The organism is Nocardia sp. NPDC049707 (assembly GCF_040674855.1).
In the GTDB taxonomy this organism is placed as follows: Bacteria; Actinomycetota; Actinomycetes; order Mycobacteriales; family Mycobacteriaceae; genus Nocardia.
Genome location: NZ_JBFANN010000022.1, coordinates 56479 through 69663, shown reverse-complemented (window position 1 = coordinate 69663; position 13185 = coordinate 56479). Strand labels below are relative to the sequence as shown.

At 66.8% G+C, this 13185-nt stretch carries 11 protein-coding genes; 6 read left to right on the top strand and 5 right to left on the bottom strand.

Annotation, left to right across the window (positions count from 1 at the left end; genetic code table 11):
• Window positions 1–198: 198 nt before the first annotated feature.
• The 5 genes from AB0J29_RS20675 to AB0J29_RS20655 are packed head-to-tail and all read right to left on the bottom strand — an operon-like array spanning window position 199 to window position 7386.
• Window positions 199–2985: a DUF5682 family protein gene (locus AB0J29_RS20675; protein ID WP_364788318.1), complete on the bottom strand. Its 2787-nt coding sequence runs from the start codon at window positions 2983–2985 to the stop codon at window positions 199–201.
• Window positions 2982–4100: an AAA family ATPase gene (locus AB0J29_RS20670; protein WP_364788315.1), complete on the bottom strand. Its 1119-nt coding sequence runs from the start codon at window positions 4098–4100 to the stop codon at window positions 2982–2984. Before AB0J29_RS20670 ends, AB0J29_RS20675 begins: the two co-directional genes overlap by 4 nt.
• 13 nt (window positions 4101–4113) lie before the next feature.
• Window positions 4114–5460, bottom strand: coding sequence for a VWA domain-containing protein (locus AB0J29_RS20665; protein WP_364788312.1), 1347 nt, complete (start codon window positions 5458–5460; stop codon window positions 4114–4116).
• A gap of 40 nt (window positions 5461–5500) precedes the next feature.
• Window positions 5501–6877, bottom strand: a complete 1377-nt coding sequence (locus AB0J29_RS20660) for a hypothetical protein (RefSeq protein ID WP_364788309.1) — start codon at window positions 6875–6877, stop codon at window positions 5501–5503.
• A complete protein-coding gene (locus AB0J29_RS20655; protein ID WP_364788306.1) occupies window positions 6877–7386 on the bottom strand; it encodes a hypothetical protein in 510 nt (169 codons plus the stop codon). The genes AB0J29_RS20660 and AB0J29_RS20655 overlap by 1 nt, the downstream gene beginning before the upstream one ends.
• A 410-nt stretch (window positions 7387–7796) precedes the next feature.
• On the opposite strand from AB0J29_RS20655, the gene AB0J29_RS20650 reads away from it, so the two are divergent.
• The 6 genes from AB0J29_RS20650 (at window position 7797) to AB0J29_RS20625 (ending at window position 13161) form a co-directional block, all read left to right on the top strand.
• On the top strand, window positions 7797–8762 hold the full coding sequence (locus AB0J29_RS20650; RefSeq protein ID WP_364788303.1) for an ATP-binding cassette domain-containing protein: 966 nt from the start codon (window positions 7797–7799) through the stop codon (window positions 8760–8762).
• A complete protein-coding gene (locus AB0J29_RS20645; protein WP_364788300.1) occupies window positions 8759–9595 on the top strand; it encodes an ABC transporter permease in 837 nt (278 codons plus the stop codon). The genes AB0J29_RS20650 and AB0J29_RS20645 overlap by 4 nt, the downstream gene beginning before the upstream one ends.
• A gap of 518 nt (window positions 9596–10113) precedes the next feature.
• Entirely contained in the window at window positions 10114–10788 is a 675-nt protein-coding gene (locus AB0J29_RS20640) for an MspA family porin (protein WP_364788297.1), read from the top strand.
• A 99-nt stretch (window positions 10789–10887) separates the two neighbouring features.
• A complete protein-coding gene (locus tag AB0J29_RS20635; RefSeq protein ID WP_364788430.1) occupies window positions 10888–11529 on the top strand; it encodes an MspA family porin in 642 nt (213 codons plus the stop codon).
• Between the two features lie 285 nt (window positions 11530–11814).
• The gene (locus AB0J29_RS20630) at window positions 11815–12480 is read left to right on the top strand and encodes a YcnI family protein (RefSeq protein ID WP_364788294.1); all 666 of its coding nucleotides are present in this window, start codon (window positions 11815–11817) and stop codon (window positions 12478–12480) included.
• Between the two features lie 126 nt (window positions 12481–12606).
• Window positions 12607–13161: a hypothetical protein gene (locus AB0J29_RS20625; RefSeq protein ID WP_364788291.1), complete on the top strand. Its 555-nt coding sequence runs from the start codon at window positions 12607–12609 to the stop codon at window positions 13159–13161.
• Window positions 13162–13185 lie beyond the last annotated feature (24 nt).

The window sequence follows — 13185 nt, the reverse complement described above, 5'->3', positions numbered from 1 at the left end:
TGCGCGTCGGCTAATCGCACGGTCCTGCCGACTATCACAGAGGCGGCTTCGCGTTCAGCGGACGAGGCCGGTTCGCAATGTCGGGTTCGCTGCGATCAGTCGACGGCGGGCCAGTCCCAGCTGGGGCAGGTGTATTGGCTGGGCCAGTTCGGCGGCCACCCGGCCGCCCATTTCGGGGACGGACCGGCCGGGCCCGCGTCAGCTCCGCGCGGATGACACTCCGAGCTGCGCCGCCAGTGCGGCGGCGGTTGTGGGGAACCGGTCGAGCAAACCGGTTACCTCGCGGTTTCCGGCCTCCTGCCAGCCGCCCTCGACGCCGAGCAGTCCGGCGAGCGCGTCGCAGGCGGCGGGGTGGGCGGCCAGTAGTTCGGTGACCGGCCCGCGCGGCGCCGCCGCCACCGGCATTGCGGCCGTGGTGAATTCGACCGACCAGGGTGGCACGAAGGTGTCCACGGCGGGCAGTGCGCCGGGGAAGGTGCGGCCCGCTTCCCGGACCAGTCCCGGGATCAGGTCGCCCGCCTGGTCCTTCAGGGTGGTGATGAGCTTCGGCAGCCATGGCAGTAGCACCGCGTCCGGCAGCGTGCCGAAGGCCTTCGACAACAGCTCCACCACAAAGGGTTTCAGCGCCGGAGCTGGGTCGATGGCCTGCACGAAACCGCTCACGTACTGCGGAACTATGGGCAGCACCAGCGGATTGGCCAGCATCCCGTCGCACCGCTCGCGCAGCTCGGCCATGGTCAGCATGCCGAGCTGGAACCGCGCCGCCCACAACAGGGCCACCTTGGCAGGCGCCTCCGGATGCGATTGCAGCACAGCCAGTTCCAGCTGGGTGTGATCGCAGCCCAGCGTCAACGCCAGATTCTCCATCCCGAACAGGAAGCCCAGCATGGCCGCCACCTGCGCCGGTCCGGTCTCCTCGGCGGCGAAGGCGGTGGGCAGCAGGGTGCAGTAGTGCGCGTACCCGGCCGTCACGAACCGTTCGCACCACGTCGGCAGGCCGGCTTCGGTGGAGCGGAAGTAGTTGAGCAGTACGCGGATGCGCCGCAGCACGACGGGCGCGTCGTCCACCGTTCGTTCGGCGGCGAGGAGTTCGACCGCGCGATTCCCCAGCTCGTCGGCGAGCCGGACCGATTTCAGATAGACCAGCGCGTCCTCGACCGCGCCGAGCGCCACCGCCGCCGTCGTGTCCGGTGCGTCGACCGCACGCCGCAGGCGCTGCTCCAGCACCTGCTCGACCGACACGCCCTCGTAGCCGAGCTCCACCAGCGACCGCTGGTATGTGCCGAGCCTGATATCCCAGCTCTCCTGGATCGAGGTCTCACCCAGTCCGCGCGAACCCATAATGGGCCGCAGCGCATCCTGCGGCAGCAACCTGCGCAGCAGCCACAGCAGATCCGAGCATGGCCGCAGGTCCGGATTCACCTTCAGGTCCAGCAGCGCGCGCTGCAGCGTCCGCTTGGACAGGTCCAGTCCCAGCGGTTGCAGCCGGTCGAGCACATCGCGGGCCAGCGGCGGCAGTGCCGCGTATCCGACCTGGCCGATGCGGTCGCCGCCGAGCAGGATTTCGCACAGCCGCCGCACATCGCGTCGCCCCGGCACCCGGTCCTTCTCGAGGCAGGTGACGGCCGCGTCCTGGAAGTCGTACGGCGTCGGACGGGCGCGATCGCGCAAGCCCGCCAGCAGGATCGAGGTCTCGAAGATCGCAATGGCGTCGGCGGTGCTGGCCAGGTAGCCATTGCGCCGGGCCAGCCGGACGATATCCACCGACCACTCCAGGAGTTCGGCCTCATCGAGTGGGTCGAGTACCGGCGGCCGGGACAGGAAGCCCGAAAGCCGGTCCGCTACTTCGGCTTCCGGTTCTGCCGGGAGCAGTGGCAGTGTCTTGGCGCGCTTCTTCGTCCCCTGCTGGCCTTCCAGCTGGAACGACTGCAATCTGCCGCGCCGCAATCCCTTCGCCCAGGTGGCCGCTGCGATCGACACCGCGCCGCCGGCCAGCCCGAACTGCGCCTCGATGGCGGAGTGGCTGGATGGGATCAGCCCGTAGTGCCATTTCGTGGCCGAGCGCGGCGAGATCTCGAACGGCTCCGACGCAGTTATCCCGAACTGGTCGACCGGGCTGGCCGCATGGGCTGCGCCGCACACATACAACGCCTGTGCCGGATCGATGTCGTTGGCGGACAAGTGTTCCCGCATGCGGGTCCACATGTACCGTTCGCGGTCCTCGTCCTCGACGGTGCTGCCGCGCCGCAGCCGCCGGAACAGGCTGCCGATCATCACCATGACCTGGCGGTAGGTGTCGTAGTCGGCGTCCGCGAGGGGCTGCTCGACGTACTGGTCCCACCATTCCGACCAGTGCCGGACCTTGCCGTGGTGAAGCAGGTGTTCTTCCAGCTCGGCGAAACGTGGTCGCAGATCGCCGATTTCGATGCCGATCGCTTCGCCGTGCAGGCCGTCGTCCTCGGGCTGCTCGCCGTCAGCGGATGTTTCCGACTTCGCCTCTTTAGGAGCCCACTGGAAGACGTGATCGGTGGACCGATCCACCAGCACCAGTTCGACGCCCGGCGTATCGAGCGCGTAGGCGATGGCCTGGTATTCGGCCGACGATTCGGTGATCGGCGCGACCACCGACAGCGGCGCCCACTCCGCGGGGAAACCCTCGATATCAGTGGCGAAGGCCTGCAAGGCAACCGGCAACCGGCAGTTGCGCAGTTCGTCCAGCAGTGGCCGCATGTCTTCGCACAGTTCCAGGTAGATGACGCTCGGCTGCTTTTCGCGCAGCCGCCGCACCATGGCCAGACCGGAGGCGGGCGAGTGGTGACAGACCGGGAAGATCTCCAGCCGCTCCGACAGCGCCCGATCGACATCGTCGACCATGCCCGCCAGGATGTCGCCCGCCGCCCCGGCGAACGCGACGGCCGCGTTCGCCAGCTGGTCCCGCAGCGCGGCAAAGGTATTCGGCGTGGGCCGGGTATCGGAGACGATCATGACAGCCTCGCGATCGCCGCCTGGCCGCCCTCCAGGAATTCGCCCCAGGCGGCATTGCCCTTCTTGTCCTTGGTGCGTGGCTCGACCACCCCGTGCAGGTACTTGTTCAGAATGGCCAAGTCCTCGGGCGTGCGCCGGGCCAGGGATCCGACCAGCGAACCGGCGAGGGTATCGGCGCCCAATTCCTTCGCACCGAAGAACTGGCTGTGCAGGATGGCGTCCTCGAGCACGCCGATCTGCTCGGCGGTGGACAGCGCCGATTCCAGCTTGTCGTCGTCGCTGGTGGCGGCGGCCGCAGCGGCGCGCAGATCGGCGAAGCTCTCCAGCAGGATGTCCAGCAGCGTGGGCGGCAGTTCCAGTTCGATGGAATGACGGCGCAGCAGTTCCGCGGTGCGGAAGCGCACGATCTCCGCCTCGCTTTTCTTGTTGGACACCACCGGAATGCGCACGAAGTTGAAGCGCCGCTTGAGTGCCGAGGACAGGTCGTTCACACCCCGGTCGCGGCTGTTGGCGGTGGCGATGATGGAGAAGCCCGGCTGCGCGAACACCACATTGTCGTCGTCGAGCTCGGGGATGGAGACGTACTTCTCCGACAGGATGGAGATCAGTGCGTCCTGCACGTCGCTGGTGGAGCGGGTGAGCTCCTCGAAGCGGCCGATCACGCCCTGCTCCATGGCGGCCATGATCGGGGACGGAATCATCGACTCCCGCGACTGGCCCTTGGCGATGACCATGGAGATGTTCCACGAGTACTTGATGTGGTCCTCGGTGGTGCCGGCGGTGCCCTGCACCACCAGCGTGGAATTGCGGCTGATGGCCGCGGACAGCAGCTCGGCCAGCCAGCTCTTGCCGGTACCCGGATCACCGATGAGCAGCAGACCCCGGTCCGAGGCCAGGGTGACGATGCTGCGCTCGACGAAACTGCGGTCACCGAACCACTTCTGCTCCACCTGGCGGTCCAGTCCGTCGGCGCGTTCAGAGCCGAGAATGAACAGTCGCACCATCTTCGGGCTCAGCCGCCACGCGAACGGCTTGGGGCCGTCGTCGACCGACTCCAGCCAATCCAGTTCCTCGGCGTACTTGACCTCGGCGGGGGCGCGCAAAACGTCGTTCATGATGGCTGGTCTCCTAGTCGAGAAAGTTCTTGAGTTCGTGCACGAGCTTCTGGATGCGTCCGGAAATCACCGGGGTGCCAAGGTTTTTGAACCGTTCACGGAACCATGGGTTGACGCTCTGGTGGCCGGAGCTGTTCACCGAGCCGACCGGGATGAGCTTCACCCCGGAGCGGTGCACCGCCTCCATGGCCTCGAACAGCGGCTGGGAGCGGTCGAACTCGTAGAAGTCCGAAATCCACACCAGCACGGTGTTCTTCGGGTCGGTGATCTTGGGTTGGGCCATGGCCATGGCGACCGGGCCGTCGTTGCCGCCACCGAGATTGGTCCGCAACAGCACCTCGAACGGGTCGTGCACCCACGGGGTGAGATCAAGGGCGCGGGTGTCGTAGGCGATGAGATGCACATCCACCTTGGGCAGGCCCGCGAAGATCGACGCCAGAATGGTGCAGTTCACCATGGAGTCGACCATGGAACCGGACTGGTCCACCACCACGATCATGCGAGCGGGGACGGTGCGCTTGGCGGTCTGGCGATAGTAGAGCCGGTCGACGTAGAGGCGCTCGTCCTGGGGGTTCCAGTTGGGCAGGTTCTTCCAGATGGTCCGGTCCACATCCAGGTTGCGCAGGATCCGCTTGGGCGGGACCGAGCGGTCGACGGTGCCGACGCTGGTCTGGCGCACCTGGGTGCGCAGGACCTCGGCGACCTCGTCGATGTAGCGGCGGATGAGGCGCTTGGCATTGGCCAGGGCCACGCCGGACAGATTGTGCTTGTCGCGCAACAGTTGTTCGATGAGCGACATGCTCGGAGTGAGCTGGGCGGCCAGGTGCGGATCGGCCAGCACTTCGCGCAGCCGCATGCGGGACACCAGTTCGCCTTCCAGACCGGTGAGCACGCCTTGCACGGTGCCGGCCTGCTCCTCGCCCAGGCTGCGGCGCAGCCAGTTGGCATCGGACTGCCAGCCCGCCAGCTGGGTGGCGCTGACCTGGCCGGAGCCGGTAGCGAAGACGTTCAGCAGCAACTTGGAAACCATTGCGGCGGTACGGACATCGGCCGCGGCGATGGGTTGGGGCGAATCGGCCACAGCCTCGTTCTCGGCTGCGGAATCCACGGTCTCGGTCGTGGAGTCGACGGTCTCGGCGAAGTCGAGGCTTTCGAACTCCGCCTTCATCTCCGGATAGCGTTGCACCACATTGTCGATGGAAATGCCCGGATCGAGCACGGCCAGCGGCAATCCCAGATCGTCGACGATGTCCGCACTCGCTTGTTCCAGCGTCGGTTGCTGATCGCCGGTGAAGACACCGGCCAAGAGACGCCAGTACAGGATCTGACGTCGCGTCTCGTGATTCGGCCCACCCGTCACCCGACCGCCACCCCCGTGGAATCGCTTCGCGATGCAGTAGTCATTTTCGCAGCAACCGTCCCGCGCGCTCACGCAACACCGCCACGGTATCGCCCGACTTGGCCTGTGCCTTGGCGACTTTCGGATCGGTCGGGCCCAGCGCCCAATCACCGTTGTGGAAGGCGGTGAGTGCGCTCTTGACCTTGCGTCGCACGGCCAGCGGTCGCACCGACCAGCCACCGGTATCCCAGCGCAGCAATCCGATCATGGTGCTGGAGCCGGTCACCCCGGCCGGAGTGAGCGGGCCGGCGGACGGCAGCGCGTCCAGTTCTACCCGAATCCGCTGCTCACCCAACTCCAGCGCACCGTCACGGAATCGGTACCCCTCGAGCAGAACCGGTTCGGCAATGTGCACCGGATCGCGATCCAGCGGCGCGACGGCCGGGGCCTGCGCCTGCGGCAACTGCAGGGTGGCGGTGACGAACGGATCGGCGGCCTCCCCGGCCTTCGCCCGATCGTCATCCCACAGCAGGTCACCGGTCGCCGTCAGCGGCATGCCGGAGAGCTCCAGCGCGCGTTGCTCGGCCAGCGCGGTGAGCAACTGCCGGTGCGTACCCAGCAACTGCCAAACCGCCGGTCCCACAATGGTGTCCACCTTGGCCGCCGCCACCGACACCTGTACTCGGCGGGCTGGTGCGCCCGCGACCTCCAGCACGCCGTGCACCTGTACCTGCACTGCGGTCCCGTGCTCGTGCAGGTCCACGCCCAGCGGCAGCAGACGACCCGAAACAGACTCGCTCACAATGGATTCCGCGCCACGCCAGGACAGCAGCAGGGCGCGCGTCCAGAGATCGGCCCAGCGTCGCGCGGGCACCCGGTCCATGGTGGCGATCGGTGCGGAAGCGCCCAGTTCGGCGGTGAAGCCGTCCAGCAGCAGCGCCAGCCGTCGCTGCGCGGGGTCGGCCAGCAGCGACTCCACGGTCTGATCCGCGGCCGCCACCAGGTCGTGGTCCACGCCGCGCCATCCGGCGATGGCCAGTTCGCCAAGCCAGGCGCGAGAGCCCGCCGCGAGCGGGCTCGGGGCGGCGGCATCCGGTGCGGCCGTCCACTCGGATCGATTGCGGCCCAGGGCCGTATCGGCTTGGTCGACCAGTGCGTCGTGCACGGCACCCAGCAGGGCGGCACGGGCGGCGGCCAGCGCCGACAGCTCATCCGTGCCGATCGCCCCCGTGCTCACCTTCGACACCGCCGCCGCCACCGCCTCGGCCAGTGGCGAACCCGCCACGGCCGCGGCCAACGCCGCCAGTGCCGCGCTCTGCGGCTCGGAAACCCGGGCGAAGCCGTTGACCAGCGCGGTATCGAAGCCGCTCACCGCGTCCAGGGCCGCCGCGACACCGGTGGGCGCATCCGCCAGCGTGGCCAGTTGTACAGCCTGCATCAGCGACCCACCCCCGCTGGAAACCAGTGCAGCTCCGGGATCGGCGTCGTGCTACCCGGCAGCTCCAGGTAGGTCAGATGCCGCAGGAACCGGCTGAACACCGCGGCGGCCGGAGCCGGGTCACGAGTTCCGTTGAGGCAGTTCGTGAGTCGGGCGCCCTCGGGGACCTCGACACGCAGGAACCGCGCCACCCGGTCCTGCCCGTACTGGAGCACCGCTTCATCGATGAGTGCGTCCAGATGCTTGCAGGCCCATCCCTGGTTCAACCCACCGCACGGCCGGTTGTTATTGGTGCTACAGCTCAGCCCATGGGTCCCCGCGGTCACCGATGCCACGTACACGCGTGAGATATCGGAGCCACTCGACACCACACCCTGCAGGCGCCCATCGGCCAGTTCCACGAACGGCACCTTGTTCAGTTTGCGCGGTGCGACAGCGGGCAAAACCCGCACGACAGAAGCGCTTTCCCAAGCCGGTTCCTCCGGCGTGGCACTCGGATTCGAGGCCATCGTTCTCCCTCCCGGTCGATCACGATGCGCCCAAGATAGGTGAGGGCACCGACAAGTGCCGTCCCAACCCCGAATCGGCTGGTGAAGAACACTTCCGCGTCGGCTTCCAGGCCACCCGGCGGCGATGGCGACCGCCGTGAACTGAGCGCGCGCCGCACACAAAGCGGGCCTATTCCCGTTCCCCGCAACGCAATCGCGATGCGAGTGCATCAGCGACCGCGCCAACCGGCTGGTCCACTGGCGGAGGGGACGGCAGAGGAAGGATCGCAGTCGGGAAAGGCCGAGACAGTGACCAGTTGTCGCGTCATCTCCGCTCTTCCATCGGTAGAGCCCGCGCCACCCTCGACAATTCTATACAGCGCATACTATTCTTCTATCTGTCTACTTTGTATAGAGTTACGGAGGGTGAAGTGAGCGACGTGATCGTTTGCGACGACGTGCGCAAACGCTACGGCGGCACCGACGTGCTGGACGGGTTCGACCTGGCCGTGCCTGCGGGTATGGTGTACGGGCTCCTGGGCCCGAACGGGGCGGGCAAGACCACCGCGGTGCGAATCCTGACCACCCTGACCCGTCCGGATTCGGGCCGGGTCGAGGTGGCCGGATACGACGTGGCGGCCGCTCCGCAAGCGGTTCGGCGGCGAATCGGGCTGGTCGGCCAGCAACCGGCGGTCGACGAGGCGCTGTCGGGGCGCCAGAACCTGGAGATGTTCGCCCGCCTTTACCATCTCGGAGCGCGGCAGGCGCGGCATCGAGCCGGTGAACTGCTGGACTGGTTCGGTCTGGCCGACACCGGGAACAAGCCGGTGAAACAGTATTCGGGCGGTATGCGGCGGCGACTGGACCTGGCCGCGAGCTTTATCCTCGCTCCGGCGGTGTTGTTCCTGGACGAGCCGACCACCGGGCTGGACCCACACAATCGAAACCAGGTGTGGCAGGCGGTGCGGAACCTGGTCGCCACCGGAACGACCGTGCTGCTCACCACCCAATACCTCGAGGAGGCCGATCAGCTCGCGGCTCGTATCTCGGTCATGCACCATGGCCGTGTCGCGGCCACCGGCAGCCCCCGCGAACTCAAAGCTCGCATGGCCGGCGATCGCCTCGACATCGTCGTGCACCACACCGCCGACCTGTCGGCCGCCACGGACCTTCTCCGTACCCGTCTCGGCGCGACCCCCACCGTCGACCTCGATACCCGCCGAGCCAGCGCAGCGGTCGACGACCCGGTCGCCGCCCTCAGCGATATCGCGTCCGCGCTGCGCGCCGCGAGCATCCCGGTCGAGGATCTCGCCGTGCGCCGGCCCACCCTCGACGAGGTCTTCCTGCACCTCACCGACCCCCGTACCGACTCCGTCGCCGAGGAGGCCCACCCATGATCGCCACCGTCTCCGCACCGGCCGTCGGATCCCCGCTGCATCGGCTCGGCTGGGTGCTCGCCGACACGATCACCGTCGCCCGCCGCGATCTGGCCCACTGGCGCCGTCAGCCCGGGGTCGTCGTCACCAACACCCTGCTGTTCCCGATCATGATCGTGCTCATGTTCGGATACCTGCTCGGCGGGGCCATGACCGTGCCCGGCGGCGGGAACTACCGCGAATTCCTGCTACCCGGCATGTTCGCGATGACCATGGTGTTCGGCATCGGCAACAGCATGGTCGCCGTCAGCGCCGACGCCGCCCGCGGCATCACCGACCGCTTCCGGTCCATGCCCACCTCCGCCGTCTCGATCATGGCCGGCCGCGCCCTCGCCGACATGCTCAACTCCACCATCGCGCTCGCGGCACTCGTCGCCTGCGGCCTCGCCATCGGCTGGCGACCCCACCACGGCCTCGGCTCTGCACTCGGCGCGATCGCTCTGCTGTTGCTCCTACGTTTCGCATTCCTGTGGATCGGCGTCTACCTCGGGCTGCTGACCCATGCCAACCCCGAAGCCGTTACCGCGGTACGCACTATCGAATTCCCGATCGGCTTCCTCGGCAACCCCTTCGTCGCCATTGCCACCATGCCCGCCTGGCTCGGCGCCATCGCCACATGGAACCCCCTTTCGGCTACCGCCACCGCCACCCGCGACCTGTTCGGCAATCCGACCGGCGACGACCACACCTGGATCGCCCAGCACGCCACCCTCATGGCCGCCGTCTGGCCCATCCTGCTGACCGCAGTCTTCCTCCCCCTCTCGATCCACCGCTACCGAAACCTGAACCGATAATCACCACGGCTCGAGAGTCTGTGCGGCTGACCATCAGCCGCACAGACGATGGCCATCGACCACACCGCGTTCGATTCGGCATGTGCCGCTTTGATCGGGGGCACGATTCGGTGCCTCGATCCGATTGTCACGATGGTGTGTCCCCTTGTGGGAGTGCGTCTCTCGGGTCGCTGGTCGATGTCCAGGTGCTTGATCGCCGCGTTTGGCCGGACGTTGGGGTTTTCGGGCTGGTTGCGAGGGGGGATCTGTGTCGTTCGCCCGTCATGTCATCGCCGCGGCCGAACGCCCGATATGTACGAAAGACGCTGGGTTCAGTGGGGCCAACTGTGTGTAGTCGGGCGAGCGGTCCGTTCAGTTCCGTTTGGTGCCAACATATTTCGGTGGTGTAAGCCACAGATTTGCTGTCGGAACTTGTCGCGTCGAACTCGCGACTACAGGTGGTGTGACGTCGGGCCGCAGCGGATCGCGCAGGTCGTGTCGTCGCCGAAATCCGAGTGGCACAACCTGATGAGGAACCAATGACAGAACAGCACAGTGCCGGTGTGCGCCGAAGTCTTCGCATCGCCGGGGTGGGTGCGGCCACGGTGACCGTGTTCGGGCTGGGGGCGGGCGGTGCCGCCAATGCTGATGCGTTCGTCTCGTTGCCGGATGGGCAGAAGGTGGGTGCGGGTGTCACGATCAGCCGCACCGGTGAGCATGCGATCGTGTCGCCGTCATTGGCGGCCAATGGTGCGGGGCGCACAGTGTGGGTCTCGGGCAACGCGATCGCCGAGGTGTCGGTGACTCCGGAAGGTACAGTCGGGCCGAGCAACGGTGCCAGCGGTGGCGTGGGGACCAATAATTCCTCGACGCACGGTGTTTCGCAGCTCAACACCGGCTATATCGTCGGCTGCCAGGTGAGCATTGCCGATAACGCGATTTCAGCGGGGGTTTCCGGCGGGATCAATCTCAGTGGTGGCAGTCTCGGCGGTTCGATCGGGCTGAAGCTCGGTCCGGGCGAGGTCGAGTTCGTGCAGATCAACTACAAGGATATCCGGAAGCCGGGCACCTATTCGGTGGAGTATCAGGACGCCGAGATCGAGATTCAGGGCTGTGCCGGTTATGCGCAGGCGCGCGCGTACACCGTGGTCGAGATCATCGGCGACCACTACTCGAAGACCACCCTCTACGGGCAGCCGTTCAGCATCGGCTGACGTCGGTCGAATTCACCGCATTCCCTTCGCGTTTCAGCGAATTCAACGTTGAGGAAAACATTGAGTATCAACAGCAAGACCGTGCTCCGGGTCGCCGGGATGAGTGCCGCGATCGCTACCGGTCTCGGGTTCTTCGCCGTGGGCGCCGCGAATGCCGACACCTTTGTGCCGCTGCCGGGTGCGCATCTGACCAAGACGTTGTCGGATGGCACGGTCGTCGATATCACCTTGACCGATGAGTCGGCGAATATCAGTCCGTCGATGGGGGCGACGCCAGTGCATCGCAATGCGTGGGTGTCGGGCACGGCCAGGGTCGAGTTGTCCGGTCCCGGGGTGCGGGGCGGCCGAATCGACCCGGGCTATGTCGTCGGCTGCCAGGTCGATATCGCTGGTGGCGGTGCATCCGGCGGCGTGCAGGGCACCTTGGATTGGAGCGATGGGAAGAACATCAGGCCCGGCGTCGGTGCCACCTCCGGCGGCAATCTGACCCTCGGTCCCGGTCAGGCGACGGCGTTTCACCTGCTCGACCTCGAGCAGGCCAATGACTTCGGCCAGGAGGTGCACCGCTGGCGCCACCAGTTCAGTGGCGGCAGCGGGGGTGTCTCCTGGGCCGATGAGACCATCGGTCTGGGCGGATGCGCGGGTTACGCGCAGGCGCGCGCCTTTGTGAACGTAGAGGTGGAGACCGAGGGGGTCGTTACCTGGACCGTTCTGTGGGGTGCGCCGTTCAGCATCGGCTGACGCGGAAACTGTTGCGGGCACAATTGATCGCAGACTCAGCCGCCCCGAGGCGAGGGGTAACTCCGTCCGTCACGCCGGTCGGCTTACATGCGTTGCGCGGTGTGGGGGATTGTTGCTCTATATCCATTTGGCACCGCGAATTCGGTCGTCCTGTTCGACAGCAAAGGAAATCCGTCCTGCACGACATATCCGGATTGTCGGTGACCAGAGGTCGAAAGAGGATTAACGTCGTCAGTCGACTATCGGTTGCGCTCGATTCCTTACTGTGAAGGAGCGATCTCGTCGATGAACAGTTCTTGGATTTCGCGTATCGCATTCACCGGCGCCGCCGCGGCGTTCGCGGTGGTTCTGCTGGCCGCGCCCGCGTCGGCGCATGTCACGGTATCGTCACCGGATGCCGTGCGCGGCGGCTCGGCGGTGTTGACTTTCCGGGTGCCCAACGAATCGGCCACCAGCAGCGCGACTGTCGAGCTGGTGGTGCAGATTCCGGGGTTGACAGCTGTCGATACCCAGATGATGCCGGGTTGGCGGGCCGTGGCGAGCAAGGACAGCGCCCGCAATGTCACCGCGATCACCTGGACCGCTGATCCCGGCGGTGGGATCGGCCCCGGTCAGTTCGGTCAGTTCTCGGTGCTCGCCAACGGCTTGCCCGACACCGACACTCTCACCATGCCCGCGGTTCAGACCTACGCGGACGGGCAGGTCGTGAAGTGGGATCAGGAAACCACGGCCGGTGCCAGTGAGCCCGAACATCCCGCCCCGTCACTGGCGTTGGGCGCCAAGCAAGCCGGTGGCACGCATAATCATGGCGACATCCGTACGACGGCTTCGGCGGGCGGGTCGTCGAGTGACACAACGGCCCGGTGGCTCGGCGTTATCGGAATCGTGCTCGGTGCGGTCGGCTTGATCGCCGGAGCCGGGTCGCTGATCACGCGCCGCAAGGCCCGGTAAAACGCTCTTGATCCGCCCGTCCACAATCATGGGTTCATGGGATGAATCTGTCCTGTGCGCGGGCACCCTCCGGGCACTGGTTACCGCGTGGGTGCGACGATGAACGGTGCTATGAATTGTTCGCCCGTGTCCCCAGCAATGCGGGTCACACGTGCGACGATTTTCGCGGCAATCTGCGTTCTGCTTTCGGCCATCGGGCATGGGGAAGTGTCGCGCCATTCGGTGGCGCCGTCCGCGTTGCTGCTGGCTTTCGCCGGGACCTCGGCGGTGTCGTGGGCGGTGGCCGACCGTCAGCGCGGGATCCTCGCCATCGGTAGTGGGCTGCTGGGACTGCAGGTGGTGCTGCACCTGTGGTTCGGGGTGGCGGGTGGCCACGGGGGCCACGATATGTCGGGTGCTGCGGGGGATCCTCACGCGCTGGGCATGATGGCCGTGCACAGCGTGGCCGCGGTGGTGTGCGCGGTCTGGCTCTGGTGCGGGGAAGTGGCGCTGTTCGCCCTGCTGCGTGCGCTGTACGCGCGGATGGTGGTGCCGCTGCTGTTGGTGCTCGTGCATTCGAGCGTGACCAATGCGGTGCCTGGTTCGGTGGTCGGCGTCGATCCCGGGGTGCCGGTGTTGCGCGGGGCCTTGTTGCGTTATGTGATGGCCCGGCGTGGGCCGCCGATCGGGCTGATCGCCTGAGTGCTGCGTCGCGGCTGCCGGAAT

Coding starts and splice junctions, on each gene's coding strand:
- AB0J29_RS20640 (WP_364788297.1), top strand. CDS start 10,114: ATGACAGAACAGCACAGTGCCGGTGTGCGCCGAAGTCTTCGCATCGCC.
- AB0J29_RS20660 (WP_364788309.1), bottom strand. CDS start 6,877: ATGCAGGCTGTACAACTGGCCACGCTGGCGGATGCGCCCACCGGTGTC.
- AB0J29_RS20670 (WP_364788315.1), bottom strand. CDS start 4,100: ATGAACGACGTTTTGCGCGCCCCCGCCGAGGTCAAGTACGCCGAGGAA.
- AB0J29_RS20630 (WP_364788294.1), top strand. CDS start 11,815: ATGAACAGTTCTTGGATTTCGCGTATCGCATTCACCGGCGCCGCCGCG.
- AB0J29_RS20635 (WP_364788430.1), top strand. CDS start 10,888: ATGAGTGCCGCGATCGCTACCGGTCTCGGGTTCTTCGCCGTGGGCGCC.
- AB0J29_RS20655 (WP_364788306.1), bottom strand. CDS start 7,386: ATGGCCTCGAATCCGAGTGCCACGCCGGAGGAACCGGCTTGGGAAAGC.
- AB0J29_RS20675 (WP_364788318.1), bottom strand. CDS start 2,985: ATGATCGTCTCCGATACCCGGCCCACGCCGAATACCTTTGCCGCGCTG.
- AB0J29_RS20645 (WP_364788300.1), top strand. CDS start 8,759: ATGATCGCCACCGTCTCCGCACCGGCCGTCGGATCCCCGCTGCATCGG.